The sequence below is a fragment of the Kitasatospora sp. NBC_01560 genome, assembly GCF_045208415.1.
GTDB lineage: Bacteria > Actinomycetota > Actinomycetes > Streptomycetales > Streptomycetaceae > Kitasatospora.
Window position 1 is genome coordinate 6,610,657 of record NZ_CP109364.1, and the last position, 26,289, is coordinate 6,636,945.

Consider the following 26,289-nt stretch of genomic DNA (forward strand, 5'->3'; position numbering starts at 1 on the left):
CATTCGACGAGGTGTCAAAGAGTTTTGTCGACAACCTGTCCGATTTGTTCGACCTGATGATGCATTGGATACGAAGTGACTCTGATCACACCAGGGGATTCCCGTCCTGCACTATCTGTAGGCGATCGGCCGCCCATAAGGTGCCCGTTGACTTGGGCCGATCCACGGCCGCGCCCGAGATCCAGGGATTCTGTGGGGGGATCAGTTGTCTCGTCGTGCCCGTTTGTTCACGCGCTCGCGCAGCTCACGCCTGGCGGCAGCCGCGGCGCTCGCGGTCCTCATGTCGATGGTGACGATCCCCTCGGCCGAGGCGGTCGCGGCCGCGACCGCGGACGAGAAGATCTGGGTGCCGCCGAACACCCCGGTGCCGGAGACCAAGCCGGTGAAGGGCTCCGCCGCGAAGCCCGCCGGTCACCAGGTCGACCCGGGCGTCAAGTGGAAGCCCCCGGCGGACCCCGGGCCCCCGTCCGGCAGAGCCACCGCGGTACTCGGTGGTGCGGCCGCACAGGCCTCCGCCCAGGCCGCCGCGGACGCTCCTGCACCTGCTGCCCCGACCGCTGCCGTGCAGGCCGGCTCGCTGCCCGTCTGGATCACCCCGACGCAGGCACCCGCAGCCGCCGCCAAGAACAACGCACCTCTCGCCCCCGCCAAGGGTGGCCCCGCCCGGCTCCAGGCCGAGGTGGCCGACAAGGGCGTCGCCGCGGCCGCCGGTGTCACCGGCGCGCTCGTCGCCCTCACCGACTCCGGTGAAGGCGGCCGGCCGGGGCGGGTCCAGGTCGGTATCGACACCACGGCCTGGGCGAAGGCCGCCGGTGCCGACTGGGGTTCCCGGGCCCGGGTCGTGCAGCTGCCCGGCTGCGCTCTGACGACGCCCGGTGCGCCCGGCTGCACCACCCGGACGCCGGTCGCCTCGCACCGTGACGGCGCGGGCCGGCTGGTGGCCGAGGTCGATGTGCCGCAGCCGGCCGCCGTCGCGGCCAAGTCCTCCTCCTCCAGCGCCTTCGCCGCTCCGGCGTCGGCCTCCCCGGCGCTCGCGCTCGCGGTCGAGGCCGGTCCGTCCGGCAGCGCCGGTGACTTCTCCGCCTCGCCGATCACCCCGTCGGCCTCCTGGCAGGCCGGTGCCAACGCGGGCAACTTCACCTACGGGTACACCGTCGAGCTGCCCTCCGCGCTCGCCGGCGCCGCGCCCGAGGTCTCGCTCGGCTACGACTCCTCCGCCGCCGACGGCCGGACGGCGTCCACCAACGCGCAGCCGTCCTGGATCGGCGAGGGCTGGAACTGGCACCCGGGCTCCATCACCCGTGGCTACAAGGGGTGCAAGGACGCCGGGATCGACAAGTCCGGTGACCAGTGCTGGGGCGGCGACCTGCTGTCGCTGTCGCTGGCCGGCCACGCGGGCCAGCTCGTCCGGGACGACACCTCGTGCGTCTGGCACCTCCAGGGCGAGGACGGCACCAAGGTCGAGCGGCTGACCGACCAGAACAACGGCGCCTGGAAGGGCGAGGCCTGGCGGGTCACCACCGTCGACGGCACGCAGTTCTACTTCGGGGCCAACCACCTGCCGGGCGGTGACGGCACCGACCAGGCCGCGAACTCGGTCTCCACGGTGCCGGTGTACTGGCCGGGCGGTCAGGACCCGTGCCTGAAGGCTGGTTCGCCGGCCACCAACTCGTGGTCGCAGATGGGCTGGCAGTGGTCGTTGGACCACGTCGTCGACCCGCACCAGAACCTGATCACCTACCGGTACGAGCAGGAGCAGAACAGCTACGCGCGCGGTGGCGGCCAGAACAACGGCAACGGCACCCGCACCCAGTACCAGCGCGGAAGCTACCCGGTGTGGGTGGGCTACGGCCAGCGCCTGCCCGAGCAGATCGCCGCGAAGGGCAAGGCCAAGCCGGCCGCTCAGGTGTGGTTCCGCACCGACGAGCGCTGCCTGCCGAGCGACACGATCAGCTGCGACCCGTCGCAGCGCACCAAGGCCAACGCGAAGTCCTGGCCGGACACGCCCGTCGACCAGACCTGCGACGCCGGTGGCGACTGCACCGTCTACTCACCCACCTTCTGGACCAGCAAGCGTCTGACGAAGATCGACACCGAGGTGCTGGACGGCGCCGGCTACCGTCCGGTCGACTCCTTCGCGCTCAACCAGTCCTTCCAGGAGCCGGGCGACGGCACCTCGCCGTCGCTCTGGCTGGACTCCGTCCAGCGCACCGGCAGCAACGGCAGGACGCCGATCACCATCCCGGCGGTCTCCTTCACGCCCCAGCAGATCGCCAACCGCGTCGACGGCCAGATCACCCGGCCCGACGGCACCAAGGCCTCCGTCGAGCCGTACAAGCGCCCGCGTCTCCAGACGATCACCACCGAGACCGGTGGCCTCATCAACATCGTCTACAGGCCCGCCGAGTGCTCGCGCGAAGCCGGCCGGATGCCGTCCTCCGAGGACGACAACAAGATGGCCTGCATGCCGGTCAAGTGGTACCTGCCCGGGCAGTCCGCACCGGACCCGGTCAACGACTGGTTCAACAAGATCGTGGTCGAGTCCGTCACCACGCAGGACTCCGTGGCCGGGGCGGTCGCCGTCGTCACCGACTACCGGTACGACGGTGGCGCGGCCTGGCATCGCAACGACTCCGAGCTCGCCGACCCGAAGACCCGCACCTGGGACGACTTCCGCGGCTACGCCAAGGTGACCACCCTGTCCGGCAGTGGCAGCGAGGTGGAGGCGCCGCGCACCAAGACCGTCTCCACCTTCCTGCGCGGCATGGACGGCGACGTCCTGGCCAACGGCACCAAGCGCACGGCCGACGTCGCCGACGTCCACGGCGGCAGCATCAAGGACGAGAACGTCCTCGCCGGCTACATCCGCGACACCACGAACTACGACGCCGAGAACGGCAACGTCATATCCACCGTGGTGTCCGACCCCTGGCTCGGCCCGGTCACGGCCACCCGCAACCAGTCCGGCGGCATGCCGGCGATCACCGCGCGCGCCGTCAACACCGCCAAGGTGACGTCCAGGGAGAAGCTGGTCAGCGGTTGGCGGACCAGCGAGAGCTCCACCCAGTACGACAGCACGCTCGTCGCCCGGCCCACCGTCGTCTACGACAAGGGAGACCTCGCCCACCCCGAGCAACTGCTCTGCACCGCCTTCACCTACGCCACCGGCCCGAACGGCGCCGTGACGCAGCTCGCCTCGCGCACCCTGCTGCTCAGGGGAGCGTGCGGCCAGACAGCGACCAAGGACAACACGGTCGCCGACACCCGCGCCTACTTCGACAACCTGCCGTTCGGCCAGGCCGGAGCCAAGGCCGAGCAGACCGGCACCGAGGTGCTGGAGAAGTACGACGGCACCGGGAAGCCGGTCTACCGGGCCACCGCCCGGGCCACTTTCGACGACTACGGGCGCGTCACCAGCACCGTCGACCCGAGCCGCACCGACGCCACCCACGCGACCGGCGCCGAGACCAGGACGGCCTACTCACCTGCCACCGGCCAGCTGCCCACCCAGATCACCCACACCAACCCGCTCGGCTGGCAGGCCGTCAGCACCCTGGACGTGGGACGCGGCTCGCCGCTGAAGGTCCAGGACGAGAACGGGCGCGTCTCCGAGCAGGACTTCGACGCCCTCGGCCGCGCGGTCGCCGGGTGGAGCCCGGGCAACAGTCGGGCCGGCAACCCGAACCGGCCGAACCGGAAGTTCTCGTACGCGGTCAACGGCACCAACTCGCCCTCCCAGGTGCTGAGCCAGGCACTCATGGGAGACCTGAAGACCTACACGTCCAGCTACACCATCTACGACGGCCTCGGCCGCATCCGCCAGACCCAGGCCAGCACCCCGTCCGGTGCGCCCGGCCGCATGATCACCGACGCGCTGTTCGACTCGCACAGCTGGCAGACCAAGACCAGCGCCGCGTACTACAACGACCAGGAATCCCCTGCCGGACAGCTGTTCCTGCCCAACGGCGGGGTGAACCCGGACAGCAAGATCCCCTCCCAGACCGTCCAGACGTACGACGGCATGGGCCGGGTCACCGACTCGGTCTTCCAGTCCTACGGCATCGAGCAGTGGCGCAGCCGCACCGAGTACGCGGGTGCCGACGAGATCCGCACTGTCCCGCCGGCCGGCGGGTACGCCACGGCGACCCTCATGGACGGCCGCGGCAACACCGTCGCCCTGCGCCAGTACAAGTCCAACACCCCGACCGGCGCGTACGACGAGACGACGTACGGCTACACCCCGGAGGGCAAGGAGGCCTGGCGCAAGGACGCGGCCGGCAACCGGTGGACGTACGAGTACGACCTGCTCGGCCGTCCGGTGAAGGGCACCGACCCGGACTCGGGCATCGGGACGACCAGCTACGACGACAGCAAGAACCTCGTCACCGTCACCGACTCCCGCGGCAGGAGCGCCACCAGCGTCACCGACCTGCTCGGCCGCACCGTCGCCGCCTACGAAGGCACCGCGGCCGACCCGGCCAAGCAGGTGGCCGGCTGGGTCTACGACACCCTCGCCAAGGGCAAGCCCACCTCCAGCACCCGGTACGTCGGCGGCGCGACCGGCGCGGCGTACAAGTCGGAGATCACCGGCTACGACGTCGGCTACCGCGAACTGGGGGCCAGGACCACCATCCCCGCGGTCGAGGGCAACCTCGCCGGCACCTATGCGACCGACAACACCTACGACGCGGCCGGCCGCCTGCTGACCACCCTGATGCCCGCGGTGGCCGGCATGGGGCGGGAGAAGCTCAAGTTCACCACCGACGACGTCGGCCAGCTGGCCGCCCTGACCAGCACCTTCGGCAGCGACCCGGCCAGCACCTTCATCGCCGACGTCCGGTACGACCCCTACGGGCGGGCGTTCCGCACCACGCTCGGCCGTGGCGGGGCGAACGTCGTCGCCACCATGATGATCGACGACGCCACCGGCCGGGTCACCCGCTCGATCCTGGACAAGGAGAACGCGCCGACCGCCAGCGTCGACGTCGTCGACTACACCTACAACCCGCTCGGCCAGGTCACCTCGGCCCGCAACGCCCAGGACGGCCAGGTCGCCGACCTGCAGTGCTTCAATCACGACTACCTCGGCCGGCTCACCCAGGCCTGGACCGACACCGGCACCCAGACCACCCTGGACCAGCCGAACGTGCCGGCCACCGGCGCCTGCGCCAACGAGAACGGCCCGGCGGTGGATGCGGGCACGCCGAGCGTCGGCGGGCCGGCGCCGTACTGGCAGCAGTACGAGTACGACCTGATCGGCAACCGCACCAAGCTGGTCCAGAAGGACGTCACCGGTGACGCGTCGAAGGACGTCACCACCACCCAGACCTTCGGCACCGGCCCGAACACCCCGTCCGCCGACCCGAGGACGGGCGGTGGTACCGGCGGCCCGCACGCGCTGATGAAGTCGACGCAGACCGGCCCGGACGGCACCGCGGTGACCTCGTACACCTACGACGCCGCGGGCAACACCACGTCGATCACCGACACCCCGGGCACCAGGAACCTCAGCTGGAACGCCCAGGGCAAGCTCGACCAGATCACCGGCACCGGCCAGAGCGACGCCACCAGCTACCTGTACGACATCGCCGGCGGCCAACTGCTCCGCCGCGACCCCGGAAAGACCACGCTCAACCTCGGCGCGGACCAGCTCACCCTGGACACCACGACCGGAGTGGTCACCGACGTCCGCTCCTACGGCGCGCCGAACGGCCTCTCCATCACCCGCACCACCGCCAGCGGCACTTCGACCCTCGCCTACCAGTCCACCGACCCGCACGGCACCGCCGGTGTCCAGATCGACTTCGCCAGCCTGGCCCAGCACCGCCGCCCCACCGACCCGTTCGGCAACGAGCGCGGCGCCCAGCCCGACGCCGGTGTCTGGGCGGGCGACAAGGGCTTCGTCGGGGGCACCAAGGAGAAAGCCACCGGCTTCACCCTCCTCGGGGCCCGCGAGTACGACCCGAGGGCCGGCCGCTTCATCAGCCCCGACCCGATCACCGACGCCGGCGACCCGCAGCAGTGGAACGCCTACGCGTACGCCAACAACAGCCCGATCAACAAGTCCGACGCCAACGGGCTGAAGGTCGGCTGCGACAACCCGACAGAGTGCGAGAACAACCGCACCAGCACGCGCAGCAACGGCCAGGCCGTCGACGCCGTGTTCATCTACAGCCCGCCGCCGACCCCGTCCGTGACCCCGCCGCCCACGGCCGCCGTGCAGCAGGCGCAGGCGAAGAAGGACACGGCCGACCAGGTCGTCAGGGAGGGCAAGCGCAAGCGCGACGAGATCGTGCACAAGGTCGTCGACCTGATCGGTGACCTGATCGGTTTCAACGACGCCCGCGACTGCTTCACCAAGGGCGACGTGATGGCCTGCGTCAACACCGCGCTCAACGCGGTGCCCTGGGGCAAGCTCTTCAAGGCGATCAAGGTCGGCATCAAGGCCCTCAAGATCTACAAGGAGATCGACAAGGCCTACGACATGATCCGCTCCGGCGAACGCGCAGCCAAGGAGGCCGAAGCCGCCCTGGTCGGCGCGAAAACGGCGGCCTCGGAGGCAAGAGCGGCAGAGAAGGCGGCAGCCAAGGCGGCAGAGGAAAAAGCGGCCAAAGAAACGGCAACGGACGCGGCGGGAACGGAGAGCAAGGCCGTCGCCTCGGAAGCCGACGACGCCGCGGGCTCCAGCTGCTCCCTGGTCCGCAACAGCTTCCCCACCGGTACCAAGGTGCTGATGGGTGACGGCAGCCTCAGGAACATCGAGGACGTCCACGAGGGCGACGTCGTCATGGCGACCGACCCCCAGACCGGCGAGACCCACCCCGAGACCGTCACCGCCACCATCACCACCCCCGACGACAAGGACTTCACCGACCTCACCCTCACCGACGACGCCAACCCCCGCGGCCCGCCCGCCGCCGACCAGGCGAAGATCACCTCCACCTACCACCACCCCTACTGGAGCGAGACCCGCCACCAGTGGGTCGACGCCGGCGACCTCACCCCCGGCGAACACCTCCGCCAGCCGGACGGCACCACTCTCACCATCACGTCCGTCCGCAACTACCCCTACGCCGTCACCACCCACAACCTGACGGTCAACCTGCTCCACACGTACTATGTGCTGGCGGGGACCACGCCGGTTCTGGTTCACAACTGCGGTGGCGCGGTTGATGGGCACTCCCCGACCTGCGAATGTAATCCCGAGAATCCCAGGAGTGAGGTAACTCTTGACACGGATTCGTTTGAGCAGGCCAGGAACACCGGACTGGATCTGGTAGGAAGCCTTGACGCAGGTTCAAGGGCACCGCTTATCGGCCGACTCGAAGCCGCCACTGAAACCTATGGAAAGCTGGTTGGGTTCACGGGAAGAAGTGGTGGAGATTATCGAGAATTTCGCCTTGACGTCGACTCCAAAAAGGGGACGCACATAAATGTCATGACTGGAAAGGGCGCGTCGGTTCGCAAGTGGGCTATCCGATGGCCCGGTACGAGTGTCGCTCCCTGGTTGAGGCGGAACACGTGACTGAAAGAAACTCCTACGGCAGTCGCCCGGATCTCCTCCCTGGCTTCATGAACGACCGCCGTGTTAGTGAAGGGCACCTGGTCCTAAGGCTGGGCCTCGGGGAGAGCCGTGAGCTCGAAGCGGCGAGCCTGAACAGGTTCCCACCCACCGCTACCGCAGCCCTTGACTGGGAAGCCGCCTCGTACGATGACCGCCGATGCTGGGACGACGAGGAAGACTGGGCGAGGATGGTGGCGGAACTTCTCTCCTCATACGCGATGGAGGGAAAGCGTGTCGCCATCTTCTGGGGAAATCTCGCTATCCCGACCGTAACTCTTCCCGCACGCTCTGTTGTAGAGCACGCGCGGGAAATCCTGGACCCCGGGCCACATTTCTGGATTTACCCGCTCGGCGGTTCGGTTCTCATTGAATGCCTGATGGATGGGCAAGTGACGGTCGCTGCCATTCCGGCGATATAGGCAGTTCCGACAGATTAAGCACGCGGAGGTCCCACCAGTGCTCGTGGTGCTGGTGGGACCTCCGTCACTGTTCCTGATTTGGTCTCGGAAGCCTCGATGAGACTGATTCCCGGTGGGGAAAGTTTATGCACCTAACGGCAGTAGTCGGCGACGCCGTCATCAGGCGGATGTCGTATAAGGTGCGGCGGATCATCCTCGTAATCGAGGCCCGAGTAGACGGCTCCGGCCGGGCAAAGATCCCACCCCCAACGCGCCCGGGCCCGCCGCACCGTCATCGGTGCGGCGGGCCCGGGCGCGTTGTGCCGGTCGGTGGTGCGGTTACTGCGGCGGTGCCGGGATCACCGGGGTGCGGAGCAGGGTGGTGGTCCACTGCTGGGAGGCGCCGGTGTGGCAGTCCCAGAGCTGCAACTGGTTGCCGTTGACGGCGTTCCAGCCGGGCAGGTCCAGGCACCGGGTCGAGGCGGGGTGGTAGTACCGGTTGTCGGCGGTCGGGGCCCAGATCTGCGACGGGGTGCCGTCGCAGGCCCGGTACACGATCTTGGTGCCGTTGCCGGTGCCGGCTCCCTGCGCGGTGAGGCAGCCGCCGAGCACCCGCAGGGTGCCGTCGGTGCCGACCGAGACCTGCTGGGCCGCGGTGCCGTTGCAGCCGTAGAGCTGCACCGGGTTGTCCGGTCCAGTGGCGCTGCCGGCGTCGTCGACGCACATGCCCGCGTTCACGCCGGACCGCAGGACCTCGGCGGTGCCGGGTGCGGACGGGCTGACGGCGAAGGGGTAGACGGCGACGGCCCCGAGGGCCCCGTCGAAGCTCCCGCTCATGGCGTCGTTGGCCTTGTAGCGGCCGAGGACGAACGGTCCGGACGGTACGGAGCTCTCGCCCGCGTTGTGGATGCCCGTCCCGGCGAGGACGCCGTCCACGTACAGCGACATCTGGCTGGTGACGCTGTTGTAGGACGCCGTGAGCTGGGTCCAGACGCCCGGTCGGGAGGTCACGCTAGAGTTGATCAGGTCGGTGTAGTGGAACGGCCAGCCGGTGGTGTCGCGCCAGCTCACGGCGAACCGCCAGGGGCCGGTGCCGCCGTCGTTGTAGATGATGAAGTCACTGGCGTGGCCCGCGGTCTGGCTGGCCACGATGCCTCCGTTGGGGCCGGACTTCGCCCAGAGCGAGACGGTGAAGCTCTTGCGGGTGTCGACGACGGGCCCGGCCGCCGTGATGTTCGAACCGGCGGCGGGGCTGAAGCCGGCCACCGTCCGGTACTTGCCGTTGACGGTGTCCGGGGACCAGCCGACGCCCGCGGCGGTGGCCGCGTACTGGCTCTGGCCGCGTCCGTCCGGCACGTTGTTGCTCCCGTCCGGCGCGGCCAGCCAGGAGGCGGTCGGCCGGTTCAGGTTGCCGAGCACCACGGGCGTCCCGCTCAGGCCGGTGACGGTGGGGCCGACGGCCGTGCCGGTGCTGGGCGCCTTGGTGCCGACGCCGCTCCAGGCGACGAGCTGCTGGTTGGTGTCCACGGCCCAGAGGTCGGGCACGCCGTCGCCGGTGAGGTCGCCGTTGGAGCCCACCTTCGGGTAGAGCCGGCGGTCGACACCGTTGGCGATCCAGCCCTTGGTGGGGGTGGTGAACTCGCTCGCGTCGAGCGTCCCGTCGGGCTTCGGCTTCAGCTGGAAGGCGTGAATGGTGCCGTCGCCGCGCGAGCGCGACCAGAGCGTCGGCATGTCCGTGCCCTTGGTGGGCCCGGGCGTGATCAGGTCGTAGAAGTCCCACTCCTGGTCGGTGCCGGAGAGCAGGACGACGGGGCCGTCGAGGGTCTTGACGCTCGACGACATCGCCAGCCAGAGGCGGCTGCCCTCGCGGAAGAGCAGCGAGGTGCGCCGCAGTCCGGGGAGGTTGGTGCCGAGGATGTCCGGGGTGTCGCCGGTGGGCGAGCCGAACGCGGCGATGTCGGTGACCTTGGACCAGTCGGCGCCGAGGCCCCAGTCGGAGCAGGTGACGGGCGTGGCGTCGGGCAGCATGCAGCTGGTGGGCTTGGCCAGGGCCACGCCCGCCTGGCCGTCGAAGCGCCCGGATATCCGGTCGTTCACGTACAGGTAGGCCTCGGCGCTGCCAGGAGCGTGGGCGACCAGGTCGTCGACGTTGGCGTCGCTGAACGAGCCGCGGTGGGTGATCTGGATGTTGTCCCACCCCGTGGTGCCGGGGGCGGACTGCGGCTTGGCGTTCGGGGCGCCGTACGGGTCGGCGCCGGCGCCGATCATGCGGAGGTTGCCGGCGCTGTCGGGGAGCAGGACGTCGGACTTCTTGTCGCCGTCGATGTCGCCGAGGATCGGCGCGGGGCCGTTCGGGTTGGTCGGGGCGTAGTAGCTGTACGAGACCGGCTGGGACATGTTGCCGGCGTTGTCCTGCGTCTGGAGGAAGACGAAGTTGGTGCCCCAGTTGTTCGGGGTGATCGTCACGTTCACCGAGAAGCCGTTGTCGATCTTGACGATGCGGCTGTCGTTGTCGGTGCACTTCCACCCGGTGGCCGCGGCCTGGACGGGGTCGGTGGTCCACCGGGCGCAGGCCAGGCCGGAGCTGCGGGCGCCGCCGGCGGGTACCGGGTCCGTCCCGGTCAGGGTGAAGACGCCGGGCTGGCCGGCCAGCTTCGGCTTGGCGCCGAGGGTGCCGGACTCCGGGAAGTCCGTCGAGGTGACGCGCGCGGTGGGCGGCGTGCGGTCGATGCGCAGGAAGCACATGTCCGAGTTCGGGCTGTTGAGGGTGCCGTCGCCGGTGACGGCGAACCAGCCGTACTGGTGGCCGTCGGTCAGCGGGCCGACGCTCTTGGACACCCGGCCGGAGCCGCCCATCCAGCCGGTCTCGAAGATCTGCGAGGCACCGCCGTTGTCGTCGTCCCAGATCTTGAACGTGGTCCAGAGCTGCTCGCCGGTCGGTGACCAGGTGTCGACGCTCAGGTTGACGTCGGTGTTGACGCCGACCCAGCCCGGGTTGTCCCACGGGTGGGCGGTGCCCGGGGTGGCGCAGCCGTTCGAGGAGCCGTCCCGCGCGAAGCCGGGGGTGGGGCTCGCCGCCGGGGTGCCGATGTGCGGCGCGATGTCGTAGGTCACCGCGAGGTGCGGGTTGTTGGCGAAGCGCTGGCGGTAGTACTTGTTCTTCTCGTCGTCGGGCGCGAAGCCGAAGGTCCAGTTGGGCCAGTGCTCGCGGGCGGCCCGCTGCATCTCGCCGGTGACGTCGAAGTCGACGCCGCCGGTGCCGGAGATCGACTTGCCGACGACCTTGGAGCAGTTCTGCATGGTCCAGTCGGTCTGGCACGGCTGGGCGTCCCAGCGCGTCCACTCGTTGATCACCGGGGTGGTGTAGAGGCCCATCGGCGTGGGGGTGGACGGGCTGGACGACCTGACCACGTTGGCGTAGAGCTTCGCGTTCAGGATCGTGGTGTCCCAGAGCCGGGAGTCGAACCCCACCTGGAAGTACGCGCGGGTGCGGCCGACCTTGGGGCACGGGTTGGCGGTGTCGATGTACCCGCAGTAGCCGGCCGCCGGCTTGTCCTGGTCGTCCTTGGTGCTGTTGTACTGCCTCGAATCGGGGTAGGCCTCCTGGACCTGCGCCCAGGCCTGCGTCCCGTTGTCGATGCTGGGGTTCCAGCCCGGGTCGATGTACCAGGGGCCGGTGCCCTTGCCGAGGGCCGCGGTGTCGGGCACCAGGTCGATGCCGGAGCCGGTGACGGTGGCGGCGATCGGTGCCACCGTGGCGCCGTCGCCCGGGCCCTTCGCGGAGGACACAGTGGCCACCGGGTTGAGCGCGCTGTCCGCCGGGGGTGCCTCGGCGGACTTGCCGCGGACCTTCGGCGCGGCCTTGAGCGCCGGCGCCTCGGTGGCTGCGGGCACCGTGGAGTCCCAGAGGACGGGGGAGGGGGCGGTGAAGCGCGCCGCACCGGCGGCGTCGACGGCGGTGAGGTTGCCGCCCGCGTCGGCGTTGACGCTCAGGCCGTCGGCCGTGACGTCGAGGTGCAGGTTCCTGATCCGCGGGTCGACGGCCGCCCGGGCGGTGCGCACGACGAGCACCTGGCGCCAGCCGCCGGAGGTGGTGGCGGTCAGCTGGAGGTCGACGTCGGGCAGCACCGAGCGGTAGAGCGCGCTGTCGCCGCTGAGCTCGGGCTTCGGGAGGCCGAACGGGGCCGTGAGGGCGAGCTTCTTGCCGTCCGACGTCGTCATGGTCGCCATCGGGCCGTTGCCGCCGCCGGAGAAGCTGAGGGCGGAGCCGACCGCGGTGGGGGTCACCGTCCCGTCGGCGTTGCTGCGCAGCGTCGCGTCGACCGGCCGCCAGGAGCCGTCGGCGCCCTTGGCGCGCTCGGGGACCGGGGTGGAGCTGGTGGTCAGGGTGCCGTCGGGGTTGGCCGAGGTCTGTGAACTCGCGCCGGTCAGTGCGTCGATGACGACGGCTCGGCCGGTCTCCTTCGCCTTGGCCCGGGCGGCCTGGACGGCGCCGGCCTGGCCGGCCTCGGCGGGCTTGGCCGGGGGAGCGGGCCAGGAGGCGTCCGCCGGCCCGTGGCCGCGGTCGGCGGCGACGGCGACCGTCGGGGCGACCAGCAGGCCGGCGCCGAGCGCCAGGACGGCCGCGCAGGCGACGGGCAGGGCGGTGGGGCCGAGCAGACGCCCGACGGAGGAGTTTCTGGATCTCGGTCTGGGCGCGGGAGGTTGCAACCTCGGCATGGAGTCCCCGTCTGAAGTGATGAACTGATGCTGGGTCGGCTCGCGGCCGCGGGTGAGGGAGTGACCGGCCCGTGCAGCGAGCGGAGCTCCGTCGCACGCTCGCGGTCCGTGCGCACGGTGTCAAAGCACTTTGTCGACAGGGTGTCCGAGTTGTCGGGGCTGATGGCGCATTGCCTGTCCGGTGACGTTGGTCACATGAGAAATTTCTAAGTTTTTTCTTTCGCCGATAGATCGTGTGCTCATAAGGTGCCCCCTGACCTGGGCCTCCGTGGAGGCCCTCGCTTGCGGTGTGCATCTCATGGGGGTTCAGTTGTCACCTGGTCCATGGCAATTCGTGCGAAGAGGGCGATCGAGAACGGCCGCGGTCGCGGCGCTCGCGGTCCTGATGTCGGTGGTGACGATCCCTTCCGCACAGGCGGTCGCCGAGGCGGTCAAGGAACCCGCGGTCTGGGTGCCACCGAACACGCCGCTGCCGCAGACGACGCCGGTGAAGGGCTCCGCCGCCAAGGTCGAGGGCCACACCGCGGACCGCGGCAGGAAGTGGTCCCCGCCCGGGGACACCACCACGCCCTCCGGGGCGGCGACCACCGCGCTCGGTGACGGTGCGTCGGCCGGCGCCGCGGCGAAGTCGGCCCCGGCCGCGTCCGCCGGTGCGGCCGATGCCGCGCCCGCCGGCTCGGCCGCCTCTCCCGTGCAGGTCGGCACGTTGCCGGTCTGGATCGGCCAGGCGCAGCCGTCGTCGGCCGCCCCCGCCGGCAAGTCCGCCCAACTCGCCCCGCTGGCCCCCGCCGGGGCCGGGAGCGCGCAGCTCAAGGTCGAGGTGGCGGACGCGGACCGGACCCGCTCGGCCGGCGTCTCCGGTGCCCTGATCTCGCTCGCCGACGCCGGTGCCGGTGCCGTTCCCGGCCGGGTCCAGGTCGGCATCGACACCACGGCCTGGGCGAAGGCCGCGGGCGCCAACTGGGGCTCCCGGGCCCGGGTCGTGCAGCTGCCCGGCTGTGCCCTGACGACGCCGGGTGCGCCCGGCTGCACCACGCGCACCCCGGTCGCCTCGCACCGTGACGGCGTGGGCCGGCTGGTGGCCGAGGTCGACGTTCCGCAGTCGGCCGCCGTCGCGGCCAAGTCCCTCTCCCCCAGCGCTTTCGCCGCTCCGGCGTCGGCCTCCCCGGCGCTCGCGCTCGCGGTCGAGGCCGGCCCGTCCGGCAGCGCCGGTGACTTCTCCGCCTCGCCGCTGACGCCCTCCGCCTCTTGGCAGGCCGGTGCCAACGCGGCCAACTTCACCTACGGCTACACCGTCGAACTGCCCTCCGCCCTGGGCGGATCGGCGCCGAGCGTCTCGCTCGGCTACGACTCCTCGGCGGTGGACGGCAAGACGGCGTCCACCAACGCGCAGCCGTCCTGGATCGGCGACGGCTGGGACTGGCAGCCGGGTGCGATCACCCGCGGCTACAAGGGCTGCAAGGACGCCGGGGTGCAGAACTCCGGCGACCAGTGCTGGGGCGGAGACCTGCTCTCCCTGTCGCTGGCCGGCCACGCGGGCCAGCTCGTCCGGGACGACACCTCGTGCGTCTGGCACCTCCAGGGCGAGGACGGCACCAAGGTCGAGCGGCTGACCGACCAGAACAACGGCGCCTGGAAGGGCGAGGCCTGGCGGGTCACCACCGTCGACGGCACGCAGTTCTACTTCGGCGCCAACCACCTGCCCGGCGGTGACGGCAGCGACCAGGCCGCCAACTCGGTCTCCACGGTGCCGGTGTACTGGCCGGGCGGTCAGGACCCGTGCCTGAAGTCCGGCTCGCCGGCCACCAACTCCTGGTCGCAGATGGGCTGGCAGTGGTCGCTCGACTACGTGGTCGACCCGCACCAGAACCTGATCACCTACCGGTACGAGCAGGAGCAGAACAGCTACGCGCGCGGTGGCGGCCAGAACAACGGCAACGGCACCCGCACCCAGTACCAGCGGGCCTCGTACCCGGTCTGGGTCGGCTACGGCCAGCGGCTGCCCGAGCAGATCGCCGCGAAGGGCAAGGCCAAGCCGGCCGCGCAGGTGTGGTTCCGCACCGACGAGCGCTGCCTGCCGAGCGGCCAGATCACCTGCGACCCGTCGCAGCGCACCAAGGCCAACGCCAAGTCCTGGCCGGACACACCCGTTGACCAGACCTGCGACCAGAACGGCACCTGCGAGATCTACTCGCCGACGTTCTGGACCAGCAAGCGCCTGACGAAGATCGACACCGAGGTGTGGGACGGCTCCGCGTACCGCGCGGTCGACTCCTTCGCCCTGAAGCAGTCCTTCCAGGACCCGGGCGACGGTACGTCACCGGCCCTCTGGCTGGACTCGGTGCAGCGCACCGGCAGCAACGGCAGGACGCCGATCACCCTGCCCGAGGTCGCGTTCCAGCCGCTCCAGATCCCCAACCGGGTGGACGGCGACATCACCCGGCCCGACGGCACGCACGCCTCGGTGGAGCCGTACAAGCGCCCGCGCATCCAGAAGATCACCACCGAGACCGGTGGCGTGGTCAACATCGTCTACAAGGGCGCCGACTGCTCCCGGGTCGCGGGCCGGATGCCGTCCTCCGAGGACGACAACAAGATGGCCTGCATGCCGGTCAAGTGGTACCTGCCCGGGCAGTCCGCACCGGATCCGGTCAACGACTGGTTCAACAAGATCGTGGTGGAGTCCGTCACCCAGCAGGACGCGGTGGCCGGTGCGACGCCGACGGTCACCACGTACGAGTACGGGGGCGGCGCCGCCTGGCACCGCAACGACTCCGAGCTGACCGACCCGAAGACGCGCACGTGGGACCAGTTCCGCGGGTTCGCGACGGTCACCACGCGGGGCGGCAGCGGCAGCAGCGTCGAGGCGCCGCGCACCAGGACGATCTCCACCTTCCTGCGCGGCATGGACGGCGACGTCCTGGCCAACGGCTCCAAGCGGACGGCCGACGTCGCCGACGTGCACGGCGGCAGCATCAAGGACGAGAACGTCCTCGCCGGCTACATCCGCGACACCACGAACTACGACGCCGACAACGGCAACATCGTCTCCACCGTGGTCTCCGACCCCTGGCTCGGCCCGGTCACCGCGACCCGCAACCAGTCCGGCGGCATGCCGGCGATCACCGCGCGCGCCGTCAACACCGCCAAGGTGACCACGCGCACCAAGCTGGTCAGCGGCTGGCGGACCAACGAGCAGTCGACCGCGTACGACACCACGCTCGTCGCCCGGCCCACCGTCGTCGTCGACAACCCGGACACGGCGCACCCGGAGCAGGCGCGCTGCTCGCAGTTCAGCTACGCCGACGGTCCCGGCGGAGCGGTGACCCAGCTGGCCTCCCGGGTCCTGCTGCTCTCCGGCGCCTGCAACCAGACGCCGACCAAGGCCAACACGATCGCGGACACCCGCTCCTACTTCGACAACCTGGAGCTCGGCAAGGCCGGTTCGAAGGCCGAGCAGACCGCGACCGAGGTCCTGGAGAGCTACGACGCCACGGGCAAGGCCGTCTACCGGTTCACCGCCCGGGCCGCCTTCGACGACTACGGCCGGGTCACCAGCACCAAGGACCCGACCCGCACCGACGACACGCACGCCACCGGCGCCGAGACGAAGACCGCCTACGCGCCGGCCACCGGCCAGCTGCCCACCCAGATCACCCACACCAACCCGCTCGGCTGGCAGAACGTCACCACCCTGGACGTCGGCCGCGCGCTGCCGGTCAAGGCCAAGGACGAGAACAACCGGATCTCCGAGCAGGACTACGACGCCCTCGGCCGGGTCGTCGCGGCCTGGAGCCCGGACAACGACCGGGCCAAGAACCCGACCCGGCCGAACCGCAAGTTCTCGTACGCGCTCAACGGCGCCAACGCGCCGTCCACCGTGCTGACCCAGGCGCTGCTGGGCGACCTGAAGACGTACACCTCCAGCTTCACCATCTACGACGGACTCGGCCGCATCCGCCAGACCCAGGCCAGTACCCCGTCCGGGGTGGCCGGTCGCATGATCACCGACGCGCTGTTCGACTCCCACGGCTGGCAGACCAAGACCAGCGCCGCGTACTACACCGACCAGGGCGACCCGAGCGGCGCGCTCTTCCTGCCCAACGGCGGGGTGAACCCGGACGGCAAGATCCCGGCGCAGACGGTCCGCAAGTACGACGGCATGGGCCGGGTCACCGACTCGGTCTTCCAGTCCTACGGCATCGAGCAGTGGCGCAGCCGCACCGAGTACGCGGGCGCGGACGAGACCCGGTCGATCCCGCCGGCCGGCGGGTACGCCTCGGCGTCGATCACGGACGCCCGTGGTCAGGGCATCGCGCTGCGGCAGTACAAGGCCAACACCCCGACCGGGCCGTACGACGAGACGACGTACGGGTACACGGTCGAGGGCCAGGAGGCCTGGCGCAAGGACGCCGCGGGCAACGTGTGGACCCACGAGTACGACCTGCTCGGCCGGCTGCTCAAGTCCACCGACCCGGACTCCGGAAGCACCACCCTGTCCTACAACGACGCGAAGAACACCTCCACGGGAACGGACGCCCGGGGCAGGAGCGCCACCAGCGTCACCGACCTGCTGGGCCGCACCGTCGCCTCGTACGAGGGCCCGGTGGCCGACTCGACGAAGCAGGTCGGTGCCTGGACGTACGACACCCTCGCGCTGGGCAAGCCGACCTCCGGTACCCGTTACGTCGGCGGGGTGACCGGCAAGGCCTACAAGTCCGAGGTCACGGGCTACGACACCGGATACCGCGTCCTCGGGACGAAGACGACCATCCCGCAGGAGGAGGGCAAGCTCGCCGGCACCTACACCACGACCAACACCTACGACGCGGCCGGCCGGCTCCAGAACAGCCTCCTCCCGGCCGTGCCCAACGCGGGCCTGGCGGCCGAGAAGCTGACCTTCGCCTCCGACACCGTCGGCCACCTGGCCGGCCTGTCCAGCGTGTTCGGGTTCGGCCCCTCCACCACCTACGTCGCCGACCTGCGCTACGACCCGTACGGGCGGATCATCCGCACCACGCTCGGTCGCGGCGGGGCGAACGTCGTCTCGACGACGATGTTCGACAACAGCACCGGCCGGGTGACGCGCTCGATCCTGGACAAGGAGAACGCGCCCACCGCCAGCGTCGACGTCAACGACTACACCTACAACGCGCTCGGCCAGGTCACCTCCGTGCGCAACGCGCAGGACGGCCAGGTCGCCGACCTGCAGTGCTACAACCACGACTACCTCGGCCGGCTCACCCAGGCCTGGACCGACACCGGCACCCAGACCACCGCGGCGCAGCCCAGCATTCCCGGCCTCGGCGCCTGCACCAACGCCAACGGCCCGGCGGTCGACGCCGGCAAGCCCAGCGTCGGCGGACCGGCACCGTACTGGCAGCAGTACGAGTACGACCTGATCGGCAACCGCACCAAGCTGGTCCAGAAGGACGTCAACGGTGACGCGTCGAAGGACGTCACCACCACCCAGACCTTCGGCCCCGGCACCAACACGGCGGTCGGCGACCCGAAGAACGGCGTCGGCACCGGTGGCCCGCACGCGCTGGTCAGGTCCACCCGGACCGGCCCCGCCCCCGCCGCTCCCGCGGTCACCTCGTACACCTACGACATGAGCGGCAACACCGCCTCGATCACCAGCACGTCCGGTACCAAGTCGCTCACCTGGAACGACCAGGGCAAGCTCGACAAGGTCACCGGCACCGGGGAGAGCAACGGCACCAGCTACCTGTACGACACCTCCGGCAACCAGCTGATCCGCCGGGACACGGGCCGGACCACGCTGAACCTCGGGGGCGACCAGATCACCTTCGACACCGTTGCGGACGCGGTGACCGACGTGCGGTCCTACCCGGCCGCCGGCGGGCTCACCATCACCCGGACCACCACCGTGGCCGGTTCGCGGCTGGCCTACCAGGGATCGGACCCGCACGGCACGAACAGCGTGCAGTTCGACGCCTCGACCCTCGCCCAGGTCCGCCGTCCGACCGACCCGTTCGGCAACGAGCGCGGCGCCCAGCCGGCGCCGGGGGTGTGGGCGGGGGACAAGGGCTTCGTCGGGGGCACCAAGGAGAGTGCCACCGGCTTCACCCTCCTCGGGGCGCGTGAGTACGACCCCAGGACGGCCCGCTTCCTCAGCCCGGACCCGATCGTCGACTCCGGTGATCCACAGCAGTGGAACGCCTACGCCTACGCCAACAACAGTCCGGTCAACAGGTCCGACGCCAACGGACTGAGGCAGGCCTGCGACACCCCGGCGGAGTGCCAGGGCCTGCGCGAGTGGGAGGCGGAGCAGAGGAAGGGCTCGGCGGGGACCCCGCCGACCCCGACGCCCACCCCGGCCCCGTCGGCCGACGAGCAGAAGGCCCAGGACGACAAGAACGCCGCCGACAAGATCGTCAACGAGGGCAAGCGCAAGCGCGACGAGATCAAGCACCAGGTCGTCGACCTCATCGGTGACCTGATCGGCTACAACGACGCCCGTGACTGCTTCACCAAGGGCGACGTGATGGCCTGCGTCAACACCGCGCTCAACGCGGTGCCCTGGGGCAAGCTCTTCAAGGCGATCAAGGTCGGCATCAAGGCCTTCAAGGTCTACAAGGAGATCGACAAGGCCTACGACGTGATCCGCGCCGGCGAACGGGCCGCCGCGGACGCCGAGAAGGCGATCGTCCGGGCCAAGTCGGCGGCCGAGGAGGCCAGAGCCGCGGAGAAGGCGGCAGCGAAGGCGGCCGAGGAGAAGGCGGCCAAGGAAACGGCCGGCGACGCACCGAGTACGGAGCCCTCGGCCAGCAAGGCCGAGGTGGACTCGGGCTCCGCAGCTCCGAGCTGCAACAGCTTCCCGGCCGGTACCCAGGTCCTGATGGCTGACGGGACGGTCAAGCCGATCGAGCAGGTCGTCGACGGCGACGTGGTCATGGCCACCGACCCGCAGACCGGTGAGACCGCGCCCGAGACGGTCACCACCACCATCACCACGCCCGACGACAAGGACTTCACCGACCTCACCCTGGCCGGCGAGTCCACCGTCATCACCTCGACCCACCACCACCCGTACTGGAGCGAGACGCGCAAGCAGTGGGTCGACGCGGGTGAGCTCACCGTCGGTGAGGAGCTGCGGAAGCCGGACGGCAGCACCAGCGTCGTCCGGTCCGTCCGCAACTACCTCGACGCCGTCGTCACGCACAACCTGACCGTTGACCGCGTCCACACCTACTACGTGGTCGCGGGCGCCACCCCGCTGCTCGTGCACAACTGCAACGGCGCCAACGTGCACCTGAGCGAGGTGGGGGCCGACGGCCGCGCCGGTGTGGCCTACGCCGAGGTGTCGCCCCAGGTCCTGGCGGACGCCAAGGCCAGGACGATCGGCAGCGAGCCGAGCCAGGGCAAGCGGAACGCGCCTGCCGAGTTCATCAAGCTCGGTGGTGGCAACGCCGGTTGGTCCAAGGGTCACCTGATCGGACGGCAGTTCGGTGGATCCGGCAAGGATCTCCGGAACATCGTCACCCAGACCCAGGCCCAGAACAACGGTCCCATCGCCACGGTGGAGGACCTCATCGCCAAGCACGTCGAGAATACGGGGAATACCGTCATCATGAGCGTCACACCGCACTACGACAATCCGGGGGCGCTCGCCACCAGGATCACGATCGAGGCGGTCGACGACTTCGGCTGGACCCTCAAGAAAACACTCTCCAACCTGTGAGGTTCGCGGTGAACGAGCTGCAGCGCCTGACGGCCCTCTGTCCGCCGTCCGAGCAGAGGGTCGAGGTGGTACCGGCGGCCGGGGCGGGGTTCGAGATCCCGCCCAGTCACCGGGCGCTGATCGACGCCTACGGTCCTGGGTGCTTCGACGAGTTCCTCTGGGTGTACGCGGTGGGATCCACCAGGCCCGGTTCGGACCTGGTCCGGCAGACGGAGGAGACCCGGCAGCTGCTGCGGGACTATCCGGAGCCCACCCTCCCGGCTTTGCTCGCGGAGCACGGCCTGACGACCGACGACCTGGTGCAGTGGGCGGTGACCGACAACGCCGACCTGGTGTTCTGGCTGCCGGTCGGTGACCCGGAGGACTGGCCGACGCTCGTGGTGGAGGCCGGTCGGCTGAGCTACGCCCAGCTGCCCCTGAGCTCCACCGGGGTGTTGCTGGCGCTGCTCTCCGGCGAGGTGCGGCTGAACCTCTTCCCGGACGACTTCCCGAGTGAAAGGCCGGAGTTCTCGATCAACCCGTACGCCTAGCGTCCGGCAGGCGAAGAAAACGGCGGGGCCCGCTCATCGGCGGGCCCCGCCGTCGTGTCGCGCTGGGTGATCGAGGTGTTACCCGGGTAGGACTGTGGCTGTTCTGACCGGGTGGTGCCGAGACATCGCAGGAGCCGCGAGTGGCCGCTTATCTCGATCGTGACGGAGCCGACGGCCTGGAGGTGCCGGCGCAGGACGCGCCGCCGCCGCCGGTCGAACTGGTGGCGCTGGCGCAGGCGTACGGCGTGGACGTGTCGTTGCAGCCGTCGGCGCGGACGCTGGTGGCGGTGCTGGCCGCGCTGGGCGTGACGGCGGCCTCGCCGGAGGAGGTGCGGGCGGCGCTGGAGCGGCACCGGGCCGGGCAGCGGGCGCGGTCGCTGCCGCCGACGGTCGTCGTGCGGCAGGGGCGGCGGACGGCGCTGGACGTGCCGGCCGAGGCCGTGCTGAGCGTCGAGCTGGAGGACGGCGGCATCTGGGAGCTGCCGCGCGGGCACTCGCACTGGCTGCCGGCGGACCTCCCGCTCGGGCGGCACACCCTCCGGGCGTTCACGCCGGAGCGGGTGGAGCACGCCCACCTGATCGTCGCACCGGAGGTGCTGCCGAAGCTGCCCGGCCGCAGCTGGGGGTTCCTCGCACAGCTGTACTCCGTCCTGTCGGACCGCTCCTGGGGCATGGGGGACTTGGCGGACCTCGCCGAGCTCGCCCAGTGGGCGGGGAGCCTCGGTGCCGGGTTCGTGCAGATCAACCCGCTGCACGCGGCGCTGCCCGGGGCGCCCTCCGACCCGTCGCCGTACCGGCCGTCCTCCCGCCGCTTCGCCGACCCGGTGCACCTGCGGGTCGAGGCGGTGCCCGAGTACGGCTACCTGACGGGCGAGCAGCGGGCCGAGGCGGAGGAGCTGGGCCGCCGGGCCGTCCGGCTGCGCGAGGAGGTGCTGGGGCACGACGGCCTGATCGACCGGGACGCGGTCTGGGCGCTGAAGCGCCGGGTGCTGGAGCTGCTGCACGAGGTGCCGCTCGGCCCGGGCCGGCGGGCCGCGTACGAGGCGTACCGCCGGCGGGAGGGCGTCTGGCTGGAGCGGTACGCGGTCTGGAACGCGCTCGCCGAGGTGCACGGGCCGGACCGGCACGCCTGGCCGAAGGGGCTGCGTCACCCGGACAGCCCCCACGTCACCCTGGCGGCGGAGGAGCTGCGCGACCGCGTCGAGTTCCACCGCCGGCTGGCCTGGCAGGTGGACCAGCAGCTCGCCCACGCCCAGCAGGCCGCGCGGACGGCGGGCATGCCGGTCGGCCTGGTGCACGACCTCGCCGTGGGTGTGCACCCGGACGGCGCGGACGCCTGGGCGCTGCAGGACGCCCTCGCCACCGGCATCTCGACCGGGGCCCCGCCGGACGCCTTCAACGCCCACGGCCAGGACTGGGGCCTGCCGCCGTGGCGCCCGGACGCGCTGGCGGAGACCGGGTACGCGCCGTTCGCGGAGCTGCTCCGCTCGGCGGCCCGGCACGCGGGCGCGATCCGGATCGACCACGTGATGGGCCTGTTCCGGCTCTGGTGGGTGCCGGACGGCCACGCGCCGACGGAGGGCGCGTACGTCCGCTACGACGCGGAGGCGATGCTCGGCGTGCTGGCGCTGGAGGCGCACCGGGCGGGGACGGCGGTGATCGGCGAGGACCTGGGCACGGTGGAGCCCGGGGTCCGGGAGGAGCTGGCGGCGCGCGGCATCCTGGGGACGTCGGTGCTCTGGTTCGAGCGGGACTGGCGGGCGAAGGGCGAGATCCTGGCGCCGGAGCGCTGGCGGCCGGGGAGCCTGGCCACCCTGACCACCCACGACCTGCCGAGTACGGCGGCCCGGCTCTCCGGCGAGCACGTCGAGCTTCGGCACCGGCTCGGGCTGCTGGCCCGGTCGCTCGGCGAGGAGCAGGCGGAGGCGGCGGCGGAGCTGGCGGACTGGCACGCCGAGCTGGCCCGGCTGGGGCTGCTGGGGGAGGGGGATCCGCTCTCGGCGCAGGCGCTGTACCGGTTCCTGCGGGCCACGCCGGCCGAGCTGGTCGGCGTCTGGCTGCCGGATCTGGTGGGCGATCCGCGCCCGCAGAACCTGCCCGGCACCTGGGACCAGTACCCGAACTGGCGGCTGCCGGTCGCCGACGCCGCCGGGGCGCCGGTGACGCTGGACGAGCTGGCCGCGGGCCCGGCCGCAGCGGCCTTCGCGGGAATCCTGGCGGAGGGGCCCGAAAGGCCGACCCCGCCGAGCGCGGCGGCGTAAGCGGCGGGTAAGTTGGGCGACGTGGACAAGAGGAACGCTTTGCGAGCCGGCGCGATCAGCGCAACGGTCACGCTGATGATGCTGCTGTCGTCGCCCGCCATGGCGCTCACCCGGGACGACGGCGACGACCCGGGCCCGGGCCTGAGCGTCGCCCAGATTCTCGGCCTGTACGTGCTGATCCCGCTCGCGGCCTTCGTGATCATCGGTGCCCTGGCCGGCATGCCGTGGGGCAACAAGGCCAAGAAGAAGTAGCCGAGGGCTCTCCACCCGAGCCTCGCACCAGCCCTGAGGGGGCGCCGGACGTCACGTCCGGCGCCCCCTCACGGCGTTTCCGACACCGGCCCGGGAACACCCCGGGGCCCCGGAGGCGGGGCCCCGGGAGTGCCCGGGGCCCCGCACCGCGTCAGTGCCCCAGCTCCCGGGCGCCCGCCGCCCGGTCGGCGGCCTGGGCCTTGAGCGCGCGCTCGACCCCGGCCCGCGCCTCGACGACCTGCCGGCGCAGGGCCGGTGCCGGCTCGGCCGAGGCCAGCCACGCGTCGGTGGCGTCCAGCGTGGCCTGCTCGACCTGGACCGCCGGGTACAGGCCGACGATGATCTGCTGCGAGATCTCGTGGCTGCGGGTCTCCCAGACGCCCTTGACGGCCGCGAAGTACTTCGCGGTGTACGGCGCGAGCAGCTCCCGCTGGTCGGCCTGCTGGAAGCCGGCGATCACGGCGTCCTGGACGTAGTTGGTGAGCGTGTCCGACTCCACCACGTCGGCCCAGGCCTGCGCCTTGGCGTCGGCGGTCGGCCGGGCGGCGCGGCAGCTGGCGGCGTGCTCCTGGCCGGCCGCGGTGCGGTCGCGCTCCAGCTCGGCCGCGATGGCGGCCTCGTCGGCGCGGCCGGTGGCGGCGAGCCGGCCGAGCAGCGTCCAGCGCAGCTCGGTGTCGACGGCCAGGCCCTTCAGCTCGGCGGTGCCGTCCAGCAGGCCGGCGAGCAGGCCGAGCTGGCCGTCGGTGCGGGCGACGGAGGCGAGCGTCCGGGCCCAGGCCAGCTGGTGGTCGCTGCCGGGCTCGGCGGCGCGCAGCTGGGCCTCGGCGTTCTCGGCCCAGCGGGCCAGGCCCTGCTCGCGCCAGGCCGGGTCGGCGTAGGCGTCGAGCGCGAGCTTGACCTGGCGGTGCACCGACTGGACGACGCCGATGTCGGACTCCCGGCCGAGGCCGGAGACGGCGAGCGCCAGGTAGTCGCGGGCGGCGAGCTCGCCGTCGCGGGTCATGTCCCAGGCGGAGGCCCAGCAGAGCGCGCGCGGCAGCGAGTCGGCGAAGCCGCCGAGGTGCTCGGTGACGACGGCCAGTGAGTCCTCGTCGAGGCGGACCTTGGCGTAGGAGAGGTCGTCGTCGTTGAGCAGGACGACGGCGGGGCGGTGCCGGCCGACCAGCTGCGGGACGTCGGTGCGCGGGCCGTCGACGTCGAGCTCGATCCGGTCGGTGCGCACCAGCGCGCCGTCGGTCAGCTCGTACAGGCCGATGGCGATCCGGTGCGGGCGGAGCACGGCCTGGCCCTTGGCGCCGGCGGGCAGCGCGGGGGCCTCCTGCAGGACGGCGAAGGACTCGATCTCGCCGTCGGTGTTGACGGTGAGCGCGGGCCGCAGCACGTTGATGCCGGCGGTCTCCAGCCAGGCCTTGGACCATGCCTTGAGGTCGCGGCCGCTGGCCTCCTCCAGGGCGCCGAGCAGGTCGCTGAGGCGGGTGTTGCCCCAGGCGTGGCGCTTGAAGTAGGCCTGCACGCCCTGGAAGAAGGCGTCCTGGCCGACGTACGCCACCAGCTGCTTGAGCACCGAGGCGCCCTTGGCGTAGGTGATGCCGTCGAAGTTGACCTGGACGTCCTCCAGGTCGTTGATCTCCGCCATGATCGGGTGGGTGGACGGCAGCTGGTCCTGCCGGTACGCCCACGTCTTCATCTGGTTGGCGAAGGTCGTCCAGGAGTGCGGCCACTTCGAGCCGGGCGCCTCGGCCTGGCAGACCGCCTCGGCGAAGGTCGCGAACGACTCGTTCAGCCAGAGGTCGTTCCACCACTCCATGGTGACGAGGTCGCCGAACCACATGTGGGCGAGCTCGTGCAGGATCGTCGCGGCGCGCGACTCGTACGCGGCGTCGGTCACCTTGGAGCGGAACACGTACTGGTCGCGCAGGGTGACGGCACCCGCGTTCTCCATCGCGCCGGCGTTGAACTCCGGGACGAAGAGCTGGTCGTACTTGGCGAACGGGTACGGGTAGTCGAACTTCTCCTGGAAGTAGTCGAAGCCCTGCTTGGTGACCTCGAAGATCGCCTCGGCGTCCAGGAACTCGCGCAGCGAGGGGCGGCAGTAGACGCCCAGCGGCACCTTCTGGTCGCCGTTCTCGTAGGCGTCGAAGACGCCCACGTACGGGCCGGCGACGAGCGCGGTGATGTAGGTGGAGATCCGGCCGGTCGGCTCGAACTTCCAGACCTGGACGTCGCCGTCGCCCTCCGGGGTCGGGGTGGGCGAGTTGGAGACCACGACCCAGCCCGTGGGCGCGGTCACCGTGAAGGTGAACGCCGCCTTGAGGTCGGGCTGTTCGAAGTTGGCGAAGACCCGGCGGGCGTCCGGCACCTCGAACTGGGTGTACAGGTAGGTCTCGCCGTCGACCGGGTCGACGAACCGGTGCAGGCCCTCACCGGTGTTGGTGTAGGCGCAGTCGGCGACGACGCGCAGCTCGTTCTCGGCCGCCAGGTTCGGCAGCGCGATCCGGCTGTCGGCGAAGTTGGCGGTGTCGAGGCGCTCGCCGTTGAGGACGATCTCCTCGACGTTCGGGGCGACGAGGTCGATGAAGCTGGCCGCGCCGGGGGTGTTGGCGCTGAACCGGACCACCGTGGTGGACCGGAAGGTGCCCCCCTCGCGGGCCGAGCCGAGGTCGAGCTCGATGTCGTACGCGTCCACGTGCAGGAGGTCGGCCCGGGTGCGGGCTTCCTCACGGGTCAGGTTGGTGCCGGGCACTCGCTGGACTCCTTCGTCGGGCTGGTGCTCCGCATCCTGCCATGTCCGGCGTGCGGCGCCCGGGGAAATAGCCGCGGGCGGGGCAGCAGCGGGCCGGCCGGCCCGCTGCTGCCCCGC

General features: G+C 71.1%; 8 protein-coding genes. 6 read left to right on the forward strand and 2 right to left on the reverse strand.

Annotation, left to right across the window (positions count from 1 at the left end; all coding sequences use genetic code 11):
- Positions 1 to 286 precede the first annotated feature (286 nt).
- Together OH807_RS28660 and OH807_RS28665 are read left to right on the forward strand one after the other, a co-directional pair.
- Complete coding sequence (locus tag OH807_RS28660; protein ID WP_406204341.1) at positions 287 to 7,525, forward strand: RHS repeat-associated core domain-containing protein; 7,239 nt, start codon at positions 287 to 289, stop codon at positions 7,523 to 7,525.
- Positions 7,522 to 7,983: a hypothetical protein gene (locus OH807_RS28665; RefSeq protein ID WP_406204344.1), complete on the forward strand. Its 462-nt coding sequence runs from the start codon at positions 7,522 to 7,524 to the stop codon at positions 7,981 to 7,983. The genes OH807_RS28660 and OH807_RS28665 overlap by 4 nt, the downstream gene beginning before the upstream one ends.
- Positions 7,984 to 8,301: 318 nt before the next feature.
- Here OH807_RS28665 and OH807_RS28670 read toward each other — a convergent pair whose 3' ends face one another.
- Positions 8,302 to 12,681 (reverse strand): ricin-type beta-trefoil lectin domain protein, encoded by a 4,380-nt coding sequence (locus tag OH807_RS28670; RefSeq protein WP_406204347.1) that lies wholly within the window; start codon positions 12,679 to 12,681, stop codon positions 8,302 to 8,304.
- Between the two features lie 394 nt (positions 12,682 to 13,075).
- On the opposite strand from OH807_RS28670, the gene OH807_RS28675 reads away from it, so the two are divergent.
- The 4 genes from OH807_RS28675 (at position 13,076) to OH807_RS28690 (ending at position 23,429) form a co-directional block, all read left to right on the forward strand.
- Positions 13,076 to 20,386 carry a polymorphic toxin-type HINT domain-containing protein gene (locus tag OH807_RS28675; protein ID WP_406204350.1) on the forward strand — a complete coding sequence of 2,437 codons (7,311 nt, stop codon included), beginning with the start codon at positions 13,076 to 13,078 and terminating at the stop codon, positions 20,384 to 20,386.
- An 8-nt stretch (positions 20,387 to 20,394) separates the two neighbouring features.
- Positions 20,395 to 20,916, forward strand: a complete 522-nt coding sequence (locus OH807_RS28680) for a hypothetical protein (RefSeq protein WP_406204353.1) — start codon at positions 20,395 to 20,397, stop codon at positions 20,914 to 20,916.
- 140 nt (positions 20,917 to 21,056) lie between these two features.
- Positions 21,057 to 23,177 carry a 4-alpha-glucanotransferase gene (gene malQ, locus OH807_RS28685; protein WP_406204355.1) on the forward strand — a complete coding sequence of 707 codons (2,121 nt, stop codon included), beginning with the start codon at positions 21,057 to 21,059 and terminating at the stop codon, positions 23,175 to 23,177.
- A 21-nt stretch (positions 23,178 to 23,198) separates the two neighbouring features.
- The gene (locus tag OH807_RS28690) at positions 23,199 to 23,429 is read left to right on the forward strand and encodes a hypothetical protein (protein ID WP_406204358.1); all 231 of its coding nucleotides are present in this window, start codon (positions 23,199 to 23,201) and stop codon (positions 23,427 to 23,429) included.
- A 151-nt stretch (positions 23,430 to 23,580) separates the two neighbouring features.
- On the opposite strand, the gene pepN is transcribed toward OH807_RS28690, so the two are convergent.
- Complete coding sequence (gene pepN, locus OH807_RS28695) at positions 23,581 to 26,172, reverse strand: aminopeptidase N (RefSeq protein ID WP_406204361.1); 2,592 nt, start codon at positions 26,170 to 26,172, stop codon at positions 23,581 to 23,583.
- Positions 26,173 to 26,289: the final 117 nt, after the last annotated feature.

Excerpts from the sequence above, each read along its gene's own strand:
- OH807_RS28670 (WP_406204347.1), bottom strand. The coding sequence starts at position 12,681 with ATGCCGAGGTTGCAACCTCCCGCGCCCAGACCGAGATCCAGAAACTCC.
- OH807_RS28660 (WP_406204341.1), top strand. The coding sequence starts at position 287 with ATGGTGACGATCCCCTCGGCCGAGGCGGTCGCGGCCGCGACCGCGGAC.